This is a genomic window from Pseudoduganella sp. R-43 (assembly GCF_049913255.1).
GTDB lineage: Bacteria > Pseudomonadota > Gammaproteobacteria > Burkholderiales > Burkholderiaceae_D > Rugamonas.
Window position 1 is genome coordinate 4,476,354 of sequence record NZ_CP183988.1, and the last position, 19,470, is coordinate 4,495,823.

Below are 19,470 nucleotides of genomic sequence, written 5' to 3' on the forward strand. Positions count from 1 at the left end.
GCGAGAGATGTAGCAGGTAAGGCAACTTTATGCTAGCGTTACCAATTCTCAACGAGACAAGCTGATCCCATGACTTCAAAACGTTTGCTTGTTAGCCTCGCGCTGCTGCTGGCGCTCCCCGCCGCCATGGCGGAGCCACCCACCGCTAACGGCGAACGCCTGCAAGTACGCTGGGAACTGCAGGACGGAGGCAAAGGCGGCCGGCTTGAAGTCAGGAACCTGGACCACCATCCCCTGCCGGCGCAAGGCTGGGCGCTCTACTTCAACTGCATCGAATGCGCCGTGGCAGGGCCGCTGGCTGGCCAGTTGGCGATCGACGCACTGGATGGCACCCTGTACCGCCTGCGCCCGCAACCGGGCTTTCGCGGCCTCGCGCCGGGACAGTCGCTGAACGCGGTCTACCGCGCTCCCAGCGCCGACGCCAAGGCCTACCGCGCCCCTTCCGGCCTGTACCTGGTCTATGAGGCGGCGCCGGACAAGGCGCAAGCCGTTGCCGATTACCGCATGCTTCCGCTGCCGCGCCCGGACCAGCTGGGAACAGGCCAGGCGGTAACAGCCCAGGACCTGTACCAGCGCAACGCGGGAACCGATGTGCTGCCTGCCGGCGCCCTGCCGCCAGTCTTTCCCACTCCGCTGCACCTGCAGCAAGGTGCCGGCACGCTGCACCTGGCGGCGGCGCCCGCCCTCGTGGTCGCCGACGGACTCGCACCGGAAACCGCCCTTGCCGCCAGCCTGCTCAAGCAATACTGGCCCGCCGGCGCAGGCGCGCCATCCGGCGCCACCTTGCGGCTCTCAGTCGGCGCCGTCGCCGGCCAGTCGTCGCCGGAGGCCTATACCCTGGCCGTAACGTCCGATGGCATTGCCATCACCGGCAACAGCGCCGCCGGGGTGGCGCACGGCCTGCAATCGCTGCGCGACCTGTTGCCGCTGCCCGGCGCCGGCCGGCAGCAAGCAGTAGAGCTGCCGCTGCTGGCGGTGACCGACGCTCCGCGCTTCGGCTATCGTGGCCTGATGCTGGACGTCAGCCGCAATTTCCAGCCCCGGCAAACCGTCTTCCGCCTGCTCGACCTGATGGCGCGCTTCAAGCTCAACGCCTTCCACTTCCATCTGACGGACGACGAGGGCTGGCGCCTTGAAATCGCCGGCCTGCCGGAACTGACCGGCATCGGCGCGGTGCGTGGTCACAGCGCAAAACCTGGCGTGCGCCTGCAACCCGACTACGGTTCCGGCCCCAGCGCCAGCGATCCGCACGGCAGCGGCTACTACTCGCGCGCCGACTACATCGAGATCCTGCGCTATGCGGCAGCCCGTCACATCGAGGTCATCCCGGAAATTGAAATGCCCGGCCATGCGCGCGCCGCAGTCAAGGCCATGGAGGCGCGCTATCGGCGCATGAAGGCCGCCGGCCAGGCCGGTGCCGGCAAATACCTGCTGAACGACCTGGACGACCGTTCGCAATACAAATCAGCACAGAACTTCCATGACAACGTGATCAATCCGGGCCTGGAGTCCAGCTATGCCTTCATCGAGCACGTGGTGGGCCAGGTCGCAGCCATGCACCGCGAAGCAGGCGTCCCCTTGCGCACCCTGCACGTCGGCGGCGACGAACTCGCGGCGGGCGCCTGGGAAAAATCCCCTGCCAGCCGCAGCCTGATGACACGCCACAAAATGCAGGCCACCGCCGACCTGTGGGATTACTTCTACGACCGGGTCGACGCCATCGTGCGGCGGCAAGGCGTGGCGACCGCGGGGTGGGAAGAACTGGGCACGCGCAAGTTGATACCGAACCCGCATTTCGCCCAGCGCGGTTTCCGGCTGCACGTCTGGAACAACGTCGGCGCCGCGGCCGACCTGGGCTACCGGCTCGCCAATGCCGGCTACGACGTGATTCTCGCGCCCGCCACCAGGCAGTACCTGGACATGAGCCACAATCTCAATCCCGACGAGCCGGGCGTGAACTGGGCCGCCTATATCGAGCTCGATGACGTCTACAACTTCATCCCGCTCGACAAGAGCTTGAGCGACGCCGGCAGGCAGCGCATCCGCGGCCTGGAAGCTGCGCTGTGGACCGAAACCATCCGTGATCCCGCACTGATCGACTACCTGCTGGTGCCGCGCCTGCTGGCCATGGCCGAACGCGCCTGGGCCGCCGATCCTGCATGGGCCACCGAATCCGATTCCGCCCGGACCTCCGCCTTGCACCGCGCCGAATGGTCCCGCTTCGTCAATGCACTGGGCCAGCGCGTGCTGCCGCGCCTCGACCTGGAGCCTGCCCCGCTTGGGCCCGTCCATTACCGCATCGCACCGCCCGGGCTGTCGAGGGATGGCGGCATGGTCCACGCCAATCACGCCCTGCCCGGCCTGGCGCTGCGCTACACCAGCGACGGCACCGAACCGCATGCCGCCAGCCCGCTGGTAGCGGGGCCCATCGCCGATCGCGGCCTGATCCAGGTGGCCGCCTTCGACCGCAACGGCAGGCGCGGCGCCGTATCGCGCATCGACAATCCCTGATCGTTTCGTGCGCCGCGTGACGCGCAGGCCGAATTGCCGTATCCTCCCGGAGCAGTATTGCCTTAAATACAACATTGTGGAATTATTTATTCCGGGAGACTACATGAAGAGCATATTGGGCGCCCTGGCGCTGGCATTTTGCGCAGCGCAGGTTTCGGCAAACGCCAACACGATTTACCTGACCCGCCACGCCGAGAAATCGGCCACCGGCACCGACCCTGTGCTGACCGCGGAAGGCCAGGTCCGCGCCACCAACATCGCCGCCACGCTGAAGGACGCCCAGGTCAGGCACATCTACTCGACGGCATACCAGCGCACGCAGCAGACTGCGCAACCCCTGGCCGCCTACCTGAACCTGCCGGTCACCACGTACGATGGCGGCCAACTGGCGACGTTCGCGCAGCAATTGCGCGCCTTGCCCGACAACGCGCTGGTAGTCGGCCATTCCGACACCACGCCCGAGCTGATCCGGCAACTGGGCGGCGATCCGGGCAGCGCCATCGCGGAAACGGAGTTCGACCGCCTGTACCAGATGACGTTTGGCGCGGACGGATCGGTCACCACCACCCTGCTGCATTCGATGCCAAGCACCCTGAACCTGCCTTGCGCCAGCGTGACGCTGAACCAGTCCAACCTGTCCGCCACGGCCGGCAACTGGCTGTACTTCAGCATCAACGTGCCGGAATGCGCGAATACCCTGAACGTGAACATGAGCGGCGGCAGCGGCGACGGCGACCTGTACGTCCGCTTTGGCGCGCAGCCGACTGCCAACGATTATGCTTGCCGCCCCTACAAGACCGGCAATGCCGAATCCTGCGCGCTGGCCAACCCGCAAGCCGGGACCTGGTACGTTGGCATCCGCTCCTACGCCACTTTCAGCGGCGTCTCGCTGAACGCCAGCGCGGTCCAGTAAGCACGCGGTCAGGCGCGCTGCAAGGCCTGATCCCGGATCTCGGACAGGTATTTGCGCAGCACATTCAAATCCACCGGCTTGACCAGGTAATGCTGCATGCCGGCGTCGGATGCGTGGCGGCGCGCCTCGTCGTGTCCCCAGCCGGTCATGGCGATGAAGACAATGTCTTCGCCGCCTTCCATCTCATGGATGCGCCGCGCCGCTTCATGGCCCTGCATGTCGGGCAGGCCGATATCCATCAGAATGGCATGAGGACGAAATCGTCCAGCCAGGGCGATCGCGGCCTGCCCGTCGTTGGCTTTGGCGACCGTGCAGCCCTCCATTTCCAGCATCACCTGCAGCATGTCCGCGCCATCTTCATTGTCGTCCACAACCATGATACGCAGCGAGTCATCGGAATGCGCCGAGGATGGTCCCGTAGCAGAGCGCTCCTTGCTGCGGCGCTCAGGCACCACGATCGGCATGCGCAGTACGAACTCGCACCCCTTGCCGACGCCCGCGCTGGCGACCGAGACGCTGCCACCATGCATGTTCGTGAAGCGCTGGGTCAGGCTAAGCCCGATCCCCAGGCCGCCGAGTGAATGCGAGCGCCCAGCCCGTCCCTGGACGAACAGGTCGAAGATGCGCGAGCACGCCTCCGGTTCAAGCCCGGCGCCATGGTCACGCACAGTGAACACGATATCCTTGTCGTCCACGTCGGCGTACAGGTGGATGGTCGAGCGTGGCGGCGAGAACTTGGCGGCGTTGCCCAGCACATTGGCCAGGCTTTGCACCAGGCGCGCACGGTCGCCGAACAACAGCACGCTGCCCGCCGGCTGGCGCAGGTCCAGCGTATGGCCCGCCGCGTCGATCTGCTGGCGGCAAATTTCCACCGCATGTTGCAGCACTGTCGCCAGGCTGACGCGCTCGCGTTGCAGTGCAACTTTGTCGTTGGTGATGCGGGCCACGTCGAGCAGGTCGTCCACCAGGCGCGTCAGGTGGCGCACCTGTCGTTCAACCACCTGGCTGATGCTGCGCACTTTGGGATCGGTGCCCGGTATGGTATTCAGCACATCCATCGCCGTGCGGATCGGCGCCAGCGGATTGCGCAACTCATGGCCAAGGATAGCCAGGAATTCATCCTTGCGGCGGTCGACCTCGCGCATTTCATACTGGCGGCGGCGGGCACGCCCAGCCGAGAGCGCCGCGCTCACCAGCGTTGCCCTGCGCACCGGGCGCTCCAGCAGCGTAACGTTGCCGACTTGCTCAAAGATCCTCTGCACTCCAGGCGAATCGAGCCCCTCCTTGCTCAATACCAGCACCGGCAAGTCGGACCAGGCCGGCTGGACAGCGAGGAAGCCCGTGATCTCGCGCAGGAATGCATCGTTGAAGGCCTCTTCGACCACGAACAAGCCTGCCGCCCCCTGCTGCAGTTCTTTCACCACATCGCCCAGTTCAGTGCAAATATGGCAGGCCAGGCGCGCCTGGCCCAGCACCTGGCCGATCAGGCGAGCATCCTTGCCGACCGGGGCAAATATGACGATACGATGCTCCAGCTCACTCATGCCCTGCTTCCTTCTTCCCGTTGGATATGCTCACGGGCACCCCGGTCAGGATGCCGCGGAAGCCTTTCAGCACGAGTCCCACTTCGATCCCCTTTTCGCCGATCGAGAAGGCGCGCAAGGTGGTTTCATGCTTGCTGCCGCGTTTCTTGAAGACCGACACGGCCTTGTGGATTGTGCCGTCGGCTTCGTAGTAGCGCAGCAGCAGCACATTATCGGCGAGGTAGCTGACGTCCACATTGGTGCCCGTCGGGCCGATCACGCCCTGTTGCACGCCGACCAGCATGGTCGCCACCCCACGCCGCCCCAGGTAGGTCAGCACTTCGCGCAATTGAATGGTGAGGAAGCGTGCTTCCGGCATCGCATTCATATAGCCATTCAAGCTATCGATCACGATCACCTTTGCCCCGTCGTCGGCAGCTTTGCAGACCGTGTGCGCAAACTGTCCCGGCGACAGTTCAGCCGGATCGATCTGGTTGACGGTCAGCAATCCCGCAGCCAGCGGCGTGCGCAAATCCATGCCGATGCCATCTGCGCGGTTCAGCAAGGTACTAAAATCCTCCTCGAAGACGAACATGGCTGCCTTCTGCCGGCGGTCCGTGACGGCCTTGACGAATTGGGCCGCAAGGCTCGACTTGCCGGTGCCAGGCGGGCCCGAAATCAGGGTGCTGGAACCCTCTTCAATTCCGCCGCCAAGCAAGGCATCAAGGGACGGCAGCCCGCTTCTCACCTGGCCCCGCTGTACCAGCTCGCGTGAGTCTGCCGCCACAATGCGCGGATAGGCAACCGCGCCGCCGGAAATGATCACGTAGTCATGTGGCCCGCGCCGGAAGTCGATGCCGCGGTACTTCAGCACACGCAGCACGCGGCGTTCGGCCCCATAGCCCGATTCAAGCTGCTGCAGCGAAATCACGCCGTGCGCGATGCTGCGCACCTGTTGGTCGCCGCCCACGGCCGCTTTGTCGTCGAGGAACAGCGCGGTGCAGGCGCGCTTGGCGAAATACTGCTTCAGCGCCAGCACATGCCGCCGATAGCGCAAGGGATTGCCAGCCAGTAGCTGCAGTTCCGACAAGGAGTCGAGTACCACCCGGGTAGGACAGAGCCGCTCAATCTGCGCCAGGATCAAACGGTTGGTCTCGCCCAGCTCGATCTCAGAGGGATGAAACACGGTATATTGTTCGTCAGGATCAAGCACGCCTTCGGCTGGGATGATTTCGTGCACGGTGATGCCGTCCATCCGGAAGCCGTGCGATTGCGCCACCGCACGCAGTTCTACTTCGTTCTCCGCCAACGTAATGTATAGCACCGTTTCGCCGCGCTGGGCTCCCTCGATCAGGAACTGCAGCGCCATCGTGGTCTTGCCCGTTCCGGGATCGCCTTCCAGCAGGTACAGGCGCTCCTTGGTCAGCCCACCGGCCAGGATGGTGTCCAGGCCAGCAATGCCGGTCGAGATGAAGGCATCCGTCTGCTTGTTCTGCGGCTGGAGCATGGCTGTCCTGCACTAAGATTGTCGATAAAACACTATAGCAGGTGTTGCCGAACGGCTCGTTTCGATTGCCCTTTATTTGCGCACGATAACTTTCCTCAATTGAATCAATTACTTGCCTGGCCGTGCGCAGCCTTGTTAACAGGGTTTTCCACAGAAACCGTTAACAACTTCCGGTCGCCGAGCAACCATGGCAGGCAGCGGCAAGGCAAGAGAATTGTTGAATTCAAATCAAAAGTGTTTGGCAAATCCTGGGCTTAATCCGCAAATATTGCCCCGGTACACTGCGATCCATTGAAAAACTCCAGGAGTGTCTTCCAATGCGATCCTCTACCGCCCTGTTAGCCCTTGCCACTGGCGCCTTCGCCATCGGCACCACCGAATTTACCCCCATGGGCTTGCTGCCCGTGATCGCCGACGGCGTCAATGTCAGCATTCCCACCGCCGGCATGCTGGTTTCGGCCTATGCTGTCGGCGTCATGGCCGGCGCGCCGGTGATGACCTTGCTGTTCAGCCGCTTCGGCAAGCGTGCCGCCCTGATGGCGCTGATGCTGATCTTCACTGTCGGCAACGTGCTGTCGGCCTTTGCGCCGAGCTATACCACCCTGCTGCTGTCGCGCCTGATCACCAGCCTCAACCATGGCGCCTTCTTCGGCATCGGCGCCGTGGTGGCCGCCAGCGTCGTGCCGAAGGAGAAACAGGCCAGCGCCATCGCGGCCATGTTCATGGGCCTGACGGTCGCCAATATCGGCGGCGTGCCGGCCGCCACCTGGATCGGCCAGCAGGTCGGCTGGCGCGTCGCCTTTGGCGGCACCGCCGTGCTGGGGCTGGTCACCATCGCCGCGCTGTGGCTGGCCTTGCCCAAAGGAGAACCCGGGACGCCGCCCGACCTGCGCCGCGAACTGAAAGTGCTGGTGCGTCCCGAAGTGCTGCTGGCGATGGGCACGACCGTGATGGGTTCCGGCGCCATGTTTGCGCTCTATACCTATGTGGCGCCAATCCTGGCCGAGATCACCCACGCCGGCCCTGGCTTCGTCGCCTTTGCCCTGGTGCTGATCGGTGTCGGTTTCACGCTCGGCAACAGCCTGGGCGGCCGCCTGGCCGACTGGTCGCTCGATGGCGCCACCAAGCTGATTCTCGCTGCACTCGCCGTCACCATGGCGGTACTGCCGCTGGTCATGCAGACCGAGGCCGGCGCTGCCATCGGCCTCGTGATCTGGGGCGCTGCGGCTTTTGGCATCGTGCCGCCCGTGCAGATGCGCGTGATGCAGGCGGCGGCGCAGGCCCCTGGCCTGGCCTCCTCCGTGAACGTCGGCGCATTTAACCTGGGTAACGCGCTTGGCGCGGCGTTGGGCGGCGTGGTGATCAGCCAGGGCCTGGGCTATGGCGCGGTACCGCTGGTTGGCGCCGCGCTGGCTGCCGGCGGCCTGGCACTGGTCTGGCTTGGCAATGCCGGCCGCCGCGATGCGTCGGCCTCCGCCGCTTCCTCGGCTTGAACCTAGCCCGGCGCCTTGAACGGCATGTCTTTCATGGGTGGGCACTTCTTGCGAGGTGCCCAGTCCCACCAGCCATGGTTCTTAACGAGTTTCATCTTCCACTGACGCTTCTGGTCCGAAGCGCAAGTTGCGGTTGCAACCAGCTCGCCATTGGGCATCCAGGTCGGCATGCCCAGGTCGACGTAGCGGAACCTTTTATCGGGGTCCGAAATGAAGTTGTAGCCAGACCAGGACATCTCGCCGTTCACGGCATATACCGTCCACGCGTCGCCATCCAGCCCGCCCCCGTGCGAAGCGGCGAGATAGGCGCGGCGGTCTTCCGAGAACAGGACACTGGTCCCGCCGTCCGTGACAGCGCCGGTCTGTTCGTTAATCAGCTTGCCGGTGAATTCGTAGGCATCTTCGACATTGACCAGGACGAAGCCTTCCTTGCGGTCGCAAAAGTAGTAGTGGACGCCGTCCATCGGCTCGTCATAGGGCGGCTCGTCCTTGAACGATTGAACGCCTGCCTTGGTGCTGACCTTCAGCAGGTGCGCCCCTTTGCGCACCACCACGCCTGCGCCAAGCTTGCTGATGCGCGCTTGATCGCTTCCCGTACGGCTCGCGCATTCCAGTTCGAGGGGAGCTGCGTGCAGCGTGGTGCCGGCAAGCGCCAGGGAAGCGAGGAAGATCGATCGGGCGAGTCTTTTCATTGGTTTATTGATTCCGGAGCTGAACGTTCACCTGCATCAGGCGCTGGACAAACTGTGCAGGATTCCTGACCGGGTGGTACAGGTTAGGCGCCTTGATCATGGCAACCAGGCCCACGAATTCCTGCTCCGTAAGCCGGTCCAGTGGCTTGCCGTAGTAGCTGAGGGCCGCCGCACCGAAGCCGCGCACCTGCCTGCCCTCCTGGGTGCCCATATAGACCAGGGCCGAATAGGCGTCCAGTTGCTGGGGCTTGCCCAGCTTGCGGTCCAGCACCAGAGCCATCACGTCGCGCCCGATATCGATCTTTTTGCAGCAATCGAAGACGCCGCGGTAAAAGCGCTGGAACGCGCCTGTGGCGCCGTCAAACTGCGCCTCTCCGAGGTACACGCTGCGTGCGAGCGAAGACGTGATGGTCGCCAGTCCCTGCCCGCCAAAGACGCTCAAGCCCGAATGACGGTAAAAGTCCGGGTCTTCGACCTGCAGCAGGATCTCCACCTGGCGCGGCGACAGCGGCACGGCGGATGCCTGCGGCAGGTTCTGGACGGCCGCTGGAAAAGCCGTCCAGGCCCAGGCTGCGGCAACGGCGAGGTAGCCGGCCAGCGCAAGCAGCAATGCCAGCAAAGCCCTTTGTGCTAGTCGTGCTAATCGTGCCAGTTTCAATGCGTGTCCCGGTTCGTCTTTCGAATGGCCGCAGACTGTAGCCGAACTCGGGACCCGAAAGTCTATCGAATAGTCACAGTGCCGGGTTTCATGGCAAATGTCGTATCATGCTGGCATATTTCAGTTCCCGCCCAACGAGTGCATCGATACGACCTGATTAGCTGCCATGACTGCGGCGTGCTGCATCGCCGGCGCCCGGTGCGCCCGCGCGAAAAAGCGCGCTGCGTGCGCTGCCGCTCGATCATGTATCGGGGCATGCATTCCGACGCCAGCCGCATGGCGGCCATCATCCTGACCGCCCTGATCGTGTATGTCATCGCCCAGTGCTTCCCGATCGTTGAACTGGAGGTGAACGGCAATGTCTCGCGCGCCACGCTGCTGGGAGCCATCGTGGTGCTGTGGCAGGGGCATATGCCGCTGGTAGCCGCGGCGGTCTTCCTGTTTACCATCCTGCTGCCGGCGGTCGAACTGCTGTCGCTGCTGCACGTCACGCTGTCGCTGGCGGGCGGCCACAAGCCAAAACTGTTCAATGTCCTGCTGTATGCCGTCCACCTGGCGCGGCGCTGGGGCATGACGGAAGTGCTGATGATCGGCATCCTCATCACCATCGTCAAGATGACCAGCCTGGCCACGGTGGTGCTGGAGCCGGGCCTGTTCGCGTTTGCAGCGCTGACGCTGATGCTCGCCATCGTGGTGTCGTTCGACCCCAAGATGCTGTGGAACCTGGGCGACGCCCTGGCGCCGCAGCCGGACGTTCCTCCGCCCGTTCCCCAGGCAGCGTTGGCATGCCACGTGTGCGGGCTGGTGTCGGCAGACAGCGGGACACGGCGGCAGGACTGCCCGCGCTGCCACGCGCGCCTGCACCACCGCCATCCGGACAGCCTGGGCCGCACCTGGGCCCTGCTGATTGCCGCCGCCATCCTGTACGTTCCTGCCAACCTGCTGCCCGTGATGTACACCCATTCCCTGTTCGGCCTGGAGGACGACACCATCATCAGCGGCGTGCTGTATTTCTGGGACAGCGGTTCGCCCGCCCTGGCCTCGATCATCTTCGTCGCCAGCATCCTGGTACCGCTGCTGAAGCTGGCCGCCCTGTCGCTGCTGGCATGGACTGCACAGCGCCGTTCGCGCTGGCGGCCGTTACAGCGCACCAGGCTTTACCGCATGGTGGAATTCGTAGGACGCTGGTCGATGCTGGACATCTTCGTCATCACCCTGACCGTGGCCCTGGTACGCTTCCAGACGCTCGCCACCATCACCGCCGGCCCCGGGGCCCTGGCGTTTTGTGCCGTCGTGGTGCTGACCATGCTGGCATCGATGCAATTCGACCCGCGCCTGATCTGGGATCCCGTCCCGCCCAATGGAGAACAACATGCCTGAACACGACGGCGCCCCAGCCAATACCGCCGGTGCTCCCCTGCCCCAGCCCCAGGTCGACAGCGCCAGCCACTGGCTGCCTTCGCTGGTATGGCTGCTGCCCCTGCTTGCGGCGCTGGTCGGTATCGGCCTGGTGGCCAAGTCCTACTTCGACGAAGGGCCGACCGTGGTGGTCAGCTTCCGCAGCGGCGAAGGACTCGAAGCCGGCAAGACCAAGGTGAAATACAAGGACGTGGACGTCGGCCAGGTGCGCGCGATTTCCCTGTCGCCGGACCTGAGCAAGGTGCTGGTCACCATCGACATGAACAAGGATGCGCGCCGCTTCACCGCGGCCGATACCCGCTTCTGGGTGGTCAAGCCGCGCATCGGCGTGAGCGGCGTCTCGGGCCTCGGCACGCTGCTGTCAGGCGCCTATATCGGAGTCGACGCCGGCAAGTCGAAGGACAGCAGCCACGAATTCACGGGCCTGGAAAAAGTGCCGCAAGTGGCGGGCGACCAGAAAGGCACGCACTACACGCTGCACGGCGAGTCGCTCGGTTCGATCGACGCCGGCTCTCCAGTCTTTTATCGCCGCATCCCGGTCGGCCAGGTGATCAGCTATGAGCTGGAAAACAACGGCCAGGGGGTTGCCATCCGGGTCTTCGTCAACGCGCCTTACGACCAGTACGTGGGCAAGAGCACGCGCTGGTGGCATGCCAGCGGCGTCGACCTGCAGCTCGACTCGGGCGGGTTCAAGCTGAATACGCAATCGGTGGCGGCCATGCTGGTTGGCGGCATCGGCTTCGAATCGGTCACCGGCCGCAAGCCCGACACCGTGGCCGCCGCGGGCACCGAATTCCCGCTCGCGGCCGACCAGGCCCGCGCGATGCGCGAGCAGGATGGCGCACCGATCACCACCGTGTTCTACTTCAACCAGTCGCTGCGCGGGCTCTCGCCCGGCGCGCCGGTGGACTTCCGCGGCATCGTGCTGGGCGAGGTGCGTTCTGTAGGCGTGGAGTTCGACCCGGTCAAGAAGGACTTCCGCATGCCCGTCACGGTGGACATGTATCCGGGCCGCCTGGGCCGCCGCTTCCAGGAGACGGTCACCGACGAGAAGGACCGCAACGCCGGCCCGCTGGTGCTCGAGCGCATGGTCAGCCACGGCTTGCGCGGCCAACTGCGCACCGGCAACCTGCTGACCGGCCAGCTGTATATTGCGCTGGACTTCTTCCCCAACGCGGCGCAGGTCAAGCTGGACATGAACGCCTACCCGGTCGAAGTGCCGACCGTGCCGAACGCGCTGGACGAACTGCAGGCGCAGATCGCCAGCATCGCGCGCAAGCTGGACAAGGTGCCGTTCGACCAGATCGGCAACAACCTGCGCGACTCCCTGAAGAGCGCCGACAACCTGTTCAGGAAGGTCGATTCTCAGCTCGTGCCGGAACTGCAGTCCACGCTGGGCGAGGCGCGCCAGACCTTCGGCGCGGCGCAGCAGGTGCTGCAGCAGGATTCGCCGGTGCAGTCCGACCTGCGTTCAGCCTTGCAGCAACTGACGCAAACCCTGCAATCGCTCAATGAACTGTCGGATTACCTGCAGCGCCATCCGGAAGCGCTGATCCGCGCCAAACCCCAGCCTGCGAAGGAGAACAAATGATGCTCTGGCAATCTCTGTCAGGCGGCGTAGTGCTTGCCTTGTCGCTGGCCGGCTGCGCAAGCCCGCCGCCGGAACGCTTCTATAGCCTCAGCAACGGCATGGCCCCTGCCGCCAGCGTGCCCAATCCGGGCTACTACATCGAGGTGCAGAATGTGACTGTGCCGCAGCAGGTGTCGCGCAGCCAGCTGGTGGTGACTTCCGGCGAAGGGCGCGTCGACCTGCTGGAGCAGGAGCGCTGGTCCTCGCCGCCGGCAGCGGAGATCGGGCAGGCCCTGTCGCTGGCCATTTCAGGCGAACTTGGCGCCATCGACGTGTTCCGCACGCCGCAGCCCGAAAAGGCCACGGTCTACCGCATCAACACCAATGTGCAGCGCTTCGAATCGGCGCCAGGTCACTATGCGCTGCTGGACGCCGTCTGGAGCGTGCGCGTGGCGGGCAGCGCGCAAGTGCTGGCCTGCCGCAGCACCGCCCGTGAAGAAGTGGGCGCCGGCTATGACGCGCTGGTGATGGGCCACCGCCGCGCGATAGCCCGGGTGGCGGCGGATATCGCGAAAGCCGTGCGCAGCCAGGCGGCCGGCAAAGGCGTTTGCCCTTGACCGTTTTCTGCGCGTGGGAAATCCTGGCTCATGAACAAACCGGGCCGTGATGTTATGCTAGCCGCATGAAAACCCTGGCTGAAGCTGTCGCACAATGGACCGAGGACGCGGAAGACTACCAGTCCCCCATTGCCAACCTGTACCTGTACCGCCGCAATGAGCCGACTCCGCCGAACGTCTGCCTAGTAGAACCCAGCATCGTGATGGTCGCGCAAGGCGCCAAGCAACTGGTCATCGGCGAGCAATGCTACCGCTACGATGCACAGCGCTTCATGGTGACCGCGCTGAACCTCCCCGGCAGCTCGCAAGTACTGGAAGCGACTCCGGAGCAGCCTTGCCTTGGCCTGGTCTACAAGCTTGACCTGCGCACCATCACCGAATTGTCCACGCACAGCAGGCTGCCCCTGGCGGCCGACGTTTCCAGCCAGGGCGTGGCGGCCATCGGCAGCCTGACGCCCGCGCTGGCGGATCCTTTCCGGCGCCTGATCGCCTTGCTGGACGAGCCGGAGTCCCTGTCGGTGCTGGCGCCGCTGGTCGAGCGCGAGATCCACTACCGGCTGCTGCTCAGCGACCAGTCCGCACGCCTGCGCCAGATTGCCTCCACCGGCAGCCAGGGTTTCCGCATTGCGCGCGCACTCGACTGGCTGCGCGTGCATTACGCCCAGCCGCTGCGCCTGGACGAACTGGCGGCACACGTGAAAATGAGCACGTCCAACCTGCACCTGCATTTCCGCCAGCTGACTGCGATGAGCCCTTTGCAGTACCAGAAATGGCTGCGCCTGAACGAAGCGCGGCGCCTGATGCTGAACGAACACCTGGATGCCGCCAGCGCCGCGTTCAGGGTCGGCTACGAAAGCCCTTCGCAGTTCAGCCGCGAGTACAGCCGCCTGTTCGGCGCCCCGCCCAAGCGCGATATCGACAGCATGCGGCGCGAAGCCGCTGCTGCCTGAAGCGCCAAAGAGGATCAGGCAAGAAATCGGTGGGATTGTGCTATCAGTAGCGAAAATCCGCTCCCTAGAATGCAAGCTTGCATTTCCACATGAGCGGAGAGTACGGAATGATCACACTGAATATCAATGGCACGACGACACGCGTTGACGTCGCCGCCGACACCCCATTGCTATGGGTGCTGCGCGACAAGCTGCAGCTGACCGGCACCAAGTACGGCTGCGGCATGGGCCTGTGCGGCGCCTGCACGGCGCACCTGGACGGCACGCCGATCCGCTCCTGCAGCACGCCCGTTTCGGCCGCTGTCGGGAAAAAAATCGTCACCATCGAAGGCGTCGACCGCGCGCGCATCGGCAAGGTGGTGCAGGAAGCCTGGAAAAAGCTGGACGTGGTGCAGTGCGGCTACTGCCAGTCCGGCCAGATCATGAGCGCTGTCGCCCTGCTGGAAGGCAATCGCAAGCCATCGAACGCTGACATCGACGCAGCCATGGCCGGCAACATCTGCCGCTGCGCCACCTACGTGCGCATCCGCGCCGCCATCCACGAAGCCGCACAGGAGCTGGCATGAACATCACGTCCCCTCGCATTGAAAATGGCAGCCGCCGCGACTTCCTGCGCAGCGCAGTGCAGGCTGCCGCCGGCCTGACGCTGGCAATCTACCTGCCCGGCACGCAAGCCGCAACCGCTGCCGCCGCAGCACCGGAATTCGAACCAAACGCCTTTGTCCGCATTGGCACGGACGGCACGGTCACCGTCATCGCCAAGCACGTTGAAATGGGCCAGGGCGCCTACACCGGCCTTGCCACGCTGGTCGCGGAAGAACTTGACGCAGCCTGGTCGCAGGTTCGCGTGGAAGGCGCGCCTGCTGACGCGCGCCGCTACAACAACCTGGCATTCGGACCGGTCCAGGGCACGGGCGGCAGTACCGCCATGGCCAACTCCTGGGAACAGATGCGCAAAGCCGGCGCCAGCGCGCGAGCCATGCTGGTATCGGCCGCCGCCGCGCAATGGAAAGTCCCTGCCGGCGAGATCCGCGTCAGCGAAGGCATCGTCAGCCACGGCGCGCGCAAGGCCGGCTTCGGCGAATTGGCGCCCGCCGCGGCACTGTTGCCGGTGCCGGCCGACGTGCCGCTGAAATCACCGGAAAACTTCAAGCTGATCGGCAAGCATGCGCCGCGCAAGGACAGCGCGGACAAGGTCAATGGCCGCGCCCAATTCACCCAGGACGTGCACCTGCCCGGCATGTTGACCGCCGTAGTCGCCCGCCCGCCGCGCTTTGGCGCCACGGTCAGGTCATTTGACGCGCGCAAGGCAAAGGCCGTCAAGGGCGTGGTCGACGTGGTGCAGATCCCGACCGGCGTGGCAGTGCTGGCGCACGATACCTGGAGCGCAAAGAAAGGCCGCGACGCGCTCAGGATCGACTGGGATGAGTCCCGTGCCTTCAAATTGGACAGCGAGGAAATTCTCGCGCAGTTCCGCGCGCTGGCGCAGCAGCCTGGCCTGGTGGCCCACAGTTCCGGCGACGCCGAGGCTGCCCTCTCCCGCCCGGGCCGCGTGCTGCGCGCCGCCTATGACTTCCCCTATCTCGCACATGCGGCGATGGAGCCCTTGAACTGCGTCGTGCGCATCGGCGAAGGAGAGTGCGAGTTGTGGTACGGCGCCCAGTTCCAGTCCATCGACCAGCCTTCGGTCGCCGCCCTGCTTGGCCTGCCGCCGGAAAAAGTGAAGATCAACATGCTCTACGCCGGCGGCAGCTTCGGCCGCCGCGCCAGCAAGGACGCGGACTACGTGCTGGAGGCGGTGCAGATCGCCAAGGCCAGCAAGTCCCGCGCACCGATCAAGATGGTCTGGATGCGCGAAGACGATATGCGAGCCGGCTACTACCGCCCTGCCTTCCACCATGCACTGGAAGCATCGCTGGGTGAAGATGGCCGCCCGACGGCCTGGCGCCACCGCCTGGTCGGCCAGTCGATCATCGCCGGCACGGCATTCGCCGGCATGATGATCAAGGACGGCGTTGATGCGGTGTCCGTCGAGGGTGCGGCCAATCTTCCGTATGGCATCCCGGCCTTGCGCGTCGAGCTGCACACGCCGACCAATATTGGCGTGCCGGTGCTCTGGTGGCGCTCGGTCGGCTCGACCCACACCGCTTACTCCACCGAGACCTTTATCGACGAACTGGCCAGCAGCGCGGGGCAGGACCCGGTTGCCTACCGCCTGGCGCTGCTCGGCAAGCATCCTCGCCACGCGGGCGTGCTGAAACTCGCCGCGGAAAAGGCCGGCTGGGGCCAGCCGCTGCCGGCCGGTGCGGCCGGTACCCGGCGCGGGCGCGGCATCGCCGTTCATGAGTCCTTCGGCAGCTTCGTTGCCGAAGTGGCTGAAGTGACAGTGAATGCCGATGGCAGCTTCAGTGTCGACCGCGTGGTGTGCGCCGTGGACTGCGGCATGGTCGTCAATCCCGACGTGGTGCGCGCGCAGGCCGAAGGCGGCGTCGGCTTCGCGCTGTCGGGGGCGCTGCATGGCGCCATCACGCTGAAGGGCGGCGTGGTGGAACAGTCCAACTTCCACGACTACGCGCCAATCCGGATCAACGAAATGCCCAAGGTGGAAGTGCACATCGTCCCCTCGGCCGAGAAGCCGACCGGCATCGGTGAACCGGGCGTGCCGCCGCTGGCGCCTGCCCTGGCGAACGCGCTTGCCGCGGCAACCGGCAAACGGGTGCGCAGCCTGCCGATCCGTACAGAGGAGCTGAAGGCCTGATGGAGAGTGTTGACCTGCAGGTGCTGGAAGCCGCCCGCCGCTGGGCGGCTGAAGGGCGGCGCTACGCATTGATCACCGTGGCGCATACCTGGGGCTCGGCGCCCCGTCCCTCCGGCTCCTGGCTGGCGATACGCGACGACGGCATGGCCATCGGTTCGGTGTCGGGTGGCTGCGTCGAAGACGACATCATCGCCCGCATGCGCGAGGGCCGCCTTGGGGACCGCCTGCCGTTCAGCCTTGACTACGGCGTCACGCAGGACGAGGCAGCGCGCTTTGGCCTGCCTTGCGGCGGCGCGCTGCAGTTGGTGGTCGAACCGCAGCCGGATGCCGCGCAGCTGGACGAACTGGCCCGGCGCCTGGAGCGCGGCGAGCTGGCCGTGCGCGAAGTGGACCTGGCGCGCGGCGCCACCAGCCTGGCTGGCGCACAGCGCGGCGACGTGTTGAGCTGGGACGGCCAGCGCCTGCGCACCGTCCATGGCCCGCAATGGCGGCTGTTCATCGTCGGCGCCGGCCAGATTTCCTATTACCTTGCCCAGATGGCGCAGGCACTGGACTACGACATCACGATATGCGAACCGCGCGACGAGTACGGCGCCGAATGGCGTGTGGCCGGCACCAGGCTGCTCACCGCCATGCCCGATGACGCCTTCCTGTCCATGCAGGCGGACTCGCGCTGCGCTGTCGTCGCGCTGACGCACGACCCGAAGCTGGACGACATGCTGCTACTGGAAGCCCTGCGTTCGCCGGCCTTCTATGTCGGCGCGGTCGGCTCCCGCACGAATGACGCCAAACGGCGCGAACGGCTGTCGCGCCACTTCGACTTTTCGCAGGAGGAACTGGCAAGGCTGCACGGGCCTATCGGCCTGCCCATCGGCAGCCATACGCCGCCCGAAATCGCCGTCGCCATCGTGGCGGAGATGACCGCCGTGCGCCACGGCGCGCCGATTGCCTTATCGAAGGTGCCAAACCAGCCCAAGCTTCTCGAACCCGCGAATTAGCCATCCGCCAGCATCGAGATGCTTCGGCTCGTTCATCGCAGAAGCAGGACGCCAGTGATGGTGGCTGTGCAAGCCCTCGCCCAGCAGGAGCAAGGCAAAGAAAATATTGTCGCGCGCCTCGCTGTCGCTGCCGGCCACCTTCTGGCCAAACAGGTGGCCGAAGGAATTGACCGACCAGGTCAACTGGTGCAGCAAGGCGACCCTTGCAGCACCAGCCCAGAAGACGCACCTGGCCATCTCGCCTTCGCCGCCAAGCAAATATCCGAAGGCTCCAGGCAGGACCAGGCCCAGGGCGACGATCGGCCAGTAGTACCTGGACAGGACGGCGATGCTGCGGTCGGCAAGGCAGTCAGGGGCATAGCGCCCCGGCTGCGACACGCGCCCGTAAATCATCCATCCCATATGCGCATGAAACCAGCCGTGCAGGCGATTCGGAATCGGGCCGCGGTCGGAATACCATGGCGAATGGGGATCGAATTGTTTGTCGGCGAAACGATGGTGGCGCCGATGATCGGCTACCCAGCGCGTGATATCGCCCTGCATCGCCCAGGTCCCGAGCACGCCCAGGCAGACCTTGATGAAGCCACTGGTCTTGAAGGCATGGTGCGTGAAGTAGCGATGCATGCCGATGGCGACGCCTACCACGGTCATGGCAAAGAAGACGGCAAAGAGCAGCAATGTCGTGGCGGTTGGCGCCAACTGCTTTTCGCTGCCAGACGCAATCGCCGCCATCAACAGCCAGGGCAGGAAGATGGACGCCAGGTTCAGCACCCGGTTACCCCAGTTCTCTCTTGCGTCTTGCGAGATATACGGATCCTTCATCGCCGATGCTCGAATTATTTTAACAACAATATACTATTATCAATCTTCCTCTACCGCAACAATGGCTCACGCGGCTGCGCGCTGCAGGTCCGGCTCGGCCTCGAACAAGGCCTCCAGCCAGCGCGCGAATACCTGCAGCTTGGGCGACGCCATGCGGCCCTGGGGATAGACCAATGAAACAGGCATCGGAGTCGGCGGCGTGTCGTGCAACACCTGCACCAGCGCGCCGCTGGCGAGGTGGCTGCGGACAAGGTAGGTAGCCGTCTGCACCAGGCCAAGCCCCTGCAGGCCGAGCGTGACATAGCCTTCCGCATCGTTTGTCGCGAGGGCGCCGGCCATATCGATCTTGCGCACGCCGCCAGCATCGTTGAAGGCCCAGTCGAAGGCACGGCCGGTACGGCCTGAGTAGTGCAGGATCGCCGTGTGCTGCGCCAGTTCCTCCAGCGATCGCGGCACGCCGCGCGCGGCGAGATAAGAAGGAGCCGCGCAGGTCACGAAGCGCATGGTGCCGATCTGGCGCCCGATCAGGGCTGAGTCCTGCAGTTCGCCCACGCGCAGGGCGCAATCGACGCCTTCACGGACCAGGTCTGTCAGCCGGTCGCTGAGCGTGAGTACCAGCTCGACGCCGGGATAGGCACGACAGAATTCCCCCAGCTGCGGCAAGACCACATTGCGCCCTACCGCGCCGCCCAGCTCGACGCGCAGCCTGCCCTGCGGCGCGGCGCCATCGCTGGTTCGATATGGCGCTTCAGCTTCGTCCACCGCCGCGAGAATCGCCAGGCAATGCCGGAAGTAGGCCGCGCCGTCGCTGGTCAGCGAAAGCGTGCGTGTGGTTCGCTGCAGCAATTGCGTGCCGAGATAGGCTTCCAGCTTCTGGATGGTTGCCGTCAGCGCGGCGCGCGGCAAGTCGAGCGTTTCAGCCGCCTTGGTGTAGCTGTTTGATTCCACGATGCGGACGAAGGTTTGCATGGCTTTCAAGCGGTCCATGGCACTCCAATTGTTCATTTAATGTGAAAAGTATAGGCTATTTGTTGGCCAA

Annotated in this window: 16 protein-coding genes; 10 read left to right on the forward strand and 6 right to left on the reverse strand. The window is 64.9% G+C overall.

Features of this window, described 5'->3' with window-relative positions; genetic code table 11:
- Positions 1-69 precede the first annotated feature (69 nt).
- Both ACN9M3_RS20150 and ACN9M3_RS20155 read left to right on the forward strand, forming a co-directional pair.
- Entirely contained in the window at positions 70-2,511 is a 2,442-nt protein-coding gene (locus ACN9M3_RS20150) for a family 20 glycosylhydrolase (protein ID WP_426318444.1), read from the forward strand.
- Between the two features lie 103 nt (positions 2,512-2,614).
- Positions 2,615-3,424, forward strand: coding sequence for a pre-peptidase C-terminal domain-containing protein (locus tag ACN9M3_RS20155; RefSeq protein ID WP_426318445.1), 810 nt, complete (start codon positions 2,615-2,617; stop codon positions 3,422-3,424).
- Positions 3,425-3,432: 8 nt separating this feature from the next.
- Here ACN9M3_RS20155 and ACN9M3_RS20160 read toward each other — a convergent pair whose 3' ends face one another.
- A complete protein-coding gene (locus tag ACN9M3_RS20160; protein ID WP_426318446.1) occupies positions 3,433-4,968 on the reverse strand; it encodes a hybrid sensor histidine kinase/response regulator in 1,536 nt (511 codons plus the stop codon).
- On the reverse strand, positions 4,961-6,454 hold the full coding sequence (locus tag ACN9M3_RS20165; protein WP_426162305.1) for an ATPase domain-containing protein: 1,494 nt from the start codon (positions 6,452-6,454) through the stop codon (positions 4,961-4,963). The genes ACN9M3_RS20160 and ACN9M3_RS20165 overlap by 8 nt, the downstream gene beginning before the upstream one ends.
- A 317-nt stretch (positions 6,455-6,771) precedes the next feature.
- On the opposite strand from ACN9M3_RS20165, the gene ACN9M3_RS20170 reads away from it, so the two are divergent.
- Positions 6,772-7,947, forward strand: a complete 1,176-nt coding sequence (locus tag ACN9M3_RS20170) for an MFS transporter (RefSeq protein ID WP_426318447.1) — start codon at positions 6,772-6,774, stop codon at positions 7,945-7,947.
- A gap of 2 nt (positions 7,948-7,949) precedes the next feature.
- On the opposite strand, the gene ACN9M3_RS20175 is transcribed toward ACN9M3_RS20170, so the two are convergent.
- Positions 7,950-8,639: a hypothetical protein gene (locus tag ACN9M3_RS20175; protein ID WP_426318448.1), complete on the reverse strand. Its 690-nt coding sequence runs from the start codon at positions 8,637-8,639 to the stop codon at positions 7,950-7,952.
- Positions 8,640-8,643: 4 nt separating this feature from the next.
- Positions 8,644-9,258, reverse strand: coding sequence for a transglycosylase domain-containing protein (locus ACN9M3_RS20180; RefSeq protein WP_426318449.1), 615 nt, complete (start codon positions 9,256-9,258; stop codon positions 8,644-8,646).
- A gap of 177 nt (positions 9,259-9,435) precedes the next feature.
- Between ACN9M3_RS20180 and ACN9M3_RS20185 the strand changes: the two genes are divergently transcribed.
- From ACN9M3_RS20185 to ACN9M3_RS20215, 7 genes are all read left to right on the forward strand, one after another.
- Entirely contained in the window at positions 9,436-10,677 is a 1,242-nt protein-coding gene (locus ACN9M3_RS20185) for a paraquat-inducible protein A (protein WP_426318450.1), read from the forward strand.
- On the forward strand, positions 10,670-12,307 hold the full coding sequence (locus ACN9M3_RS20190; RefSeq protein ID WP_426318451.1) for an intermembrane transport protein PqiB: 1,638 nt from the start codon (positions 10,670-10,672) through the stop codon (positions 12,305-12,307). The genes ACN9M3_RS20185 and ACN9M3_RS20190 overlap by 8 nt, the downstream gene beginning before the upstream one ends.
- A complete protein-coding gene (locus tag ACN9M3_RS20195; protein WP_426318452.1) occupies positions 12,304-12,903 on the forward strand; it encodes a PqiC family protein in 600 nt (199 codons plus the stop codon). The genes ACN9M3_RS20190 and ACN9M3_RS20195 overlap by 4 nt, the downstream gene beginning before the upstream one ends.
- A 65-nt stretch (positions 12,904-12,968) precedes the next feature.
- Positions 12,969-13,853 (forward strand): AraC family transcriptional regulator N-terminal domain-containing protein, encoded by an 885-nt coding sequence (locus ACN9M3_RS20200; protein ID WP_426318453.1) that lies wholly within the window; start codon positions 12,969-12,971, stop codon positions 13,851-13,853.
- A gap of 107 nt (positions 13,854-13,960) precedes the next feature.
- Positions 13,961-14,419: a (2Fe-2S)-binding protein gene (locus ACN9M3_RS20205; RefSeq protein ID WP_426162314.1), complete on the forward strand. Its 459-nt coding sequence runs from the start codon at positions 13,961-13,963 to the stop codon at positions 14,417-14,419.
- Positions 14,416-16,611: a molybdopterin cofactor-binding domain-containing protein gene (locus ACN9M3_RS20210; RefSeq protein ID WP_426318454.1), complete on the forward strand. Its 2,196-nt coding sequence runs from the start codon at positions 14,416-14,418 to the stop codon at positions 16,609-16,611. The genes ACN9M3_RS20205 and ACN9M3_RS20210 overlap by 4 nt, the downstream gene beginning before the upstream one ends.
- A complete protein-coding gene (locus ACN9M3_RS20215; protein ID WP_426318455.1) occupies positions 16,611-17,609 on the forward strand; it encodes an XdhC family protein in 999 nt (332 codons plus the stop codon). Before ACN9M3_RS20210 ends, ACN9M3_RS20215 begins: the two co-directional genes overlap by 1 nt.
- On the opposite strand, the gene ACN9M3_RS20220 is transcribed toward ACN9M3_RS20215, so the two are convergent.
- Both ACN9M3_RS20220 and ACN9M3_RS20225 read right to left on the reverse strand, forming a co-directional pair.
- Entirely contained in the window at positions 17,562-18,431 is an 870-nt protein-coding gene (locus tag ACN9M3_RS20220) for an acyl-CoA desaturase (RefSeq protein WP_426162317.1), read from the reverse strand. The genes ACN9M3_RS20215 and ACN9M3_RS20220 overlap by 48 nt on opposite strands.
- Before the next feature lie 66 nt (positions 18,432-18,497).
- On the reverse strand, positions 18,498-19,418 hold the full coding sequence (locus ACN9M3_RS20225) for a LysR family transcriptional regulator (protein ID WP_426162318.1): 921 nt from the start codon (positions 19,416-19,418) through the stop codon (positions 18,498-18,500).
- Positions 19,419-19,470 lie beyond the last annotated feature (52 nt).